Genomic DNA, 231 nt, shown 5'->3' with positions numbered 1-231 from the left:
GTGCATCGCCCTCGAAATAGTCGCGAATGCCGAGAAACTCCAGCTCCTCGGGATCAACCAAACGGTACAGATCGAAGTGATAGGCCCTCACCGCACCGAGCTCGTAGGGTTCGACCAGGGTGAAGGTCGGGCTTTTTACCGCCCCGACATGCCCCAACCCACGGATAATGCCGCGCGACAAGGTGGTTTTACCGGCGCCGAGATCGCCATGCAGATAGATCACCCCAACGC

1 protein-coding gene is annotated in these 231 nt (G+C 59.3%); it reads right to left on the bottom strand.

The genetic code is table 11. The features are described from left to right. Nucleotides 1-231 (bottom strand): tRNA (adenosine(37)-N6)-threonylcarbamoyltransferase complex ATPase subunit type 1 TsaE (gene tsaE / locus O4H31_RS19630; protein WP_269348193.1); only part of this gene is annotated, 231 nt, incomplete at both ends.

It is taken from the genome of Sulfitobacter dubius (assembly GCF_027214245.1).
GTDB lineage: Bacteria > Pseudomonadota > Alphaproteobacteria > Rhodobacterales > Rhodobacteraceae > Sulfitobacter > Sulfitobacter dubius_A.
This window is presented reverse-complemented; position numbering and strand designations above follow the sequence as displayed.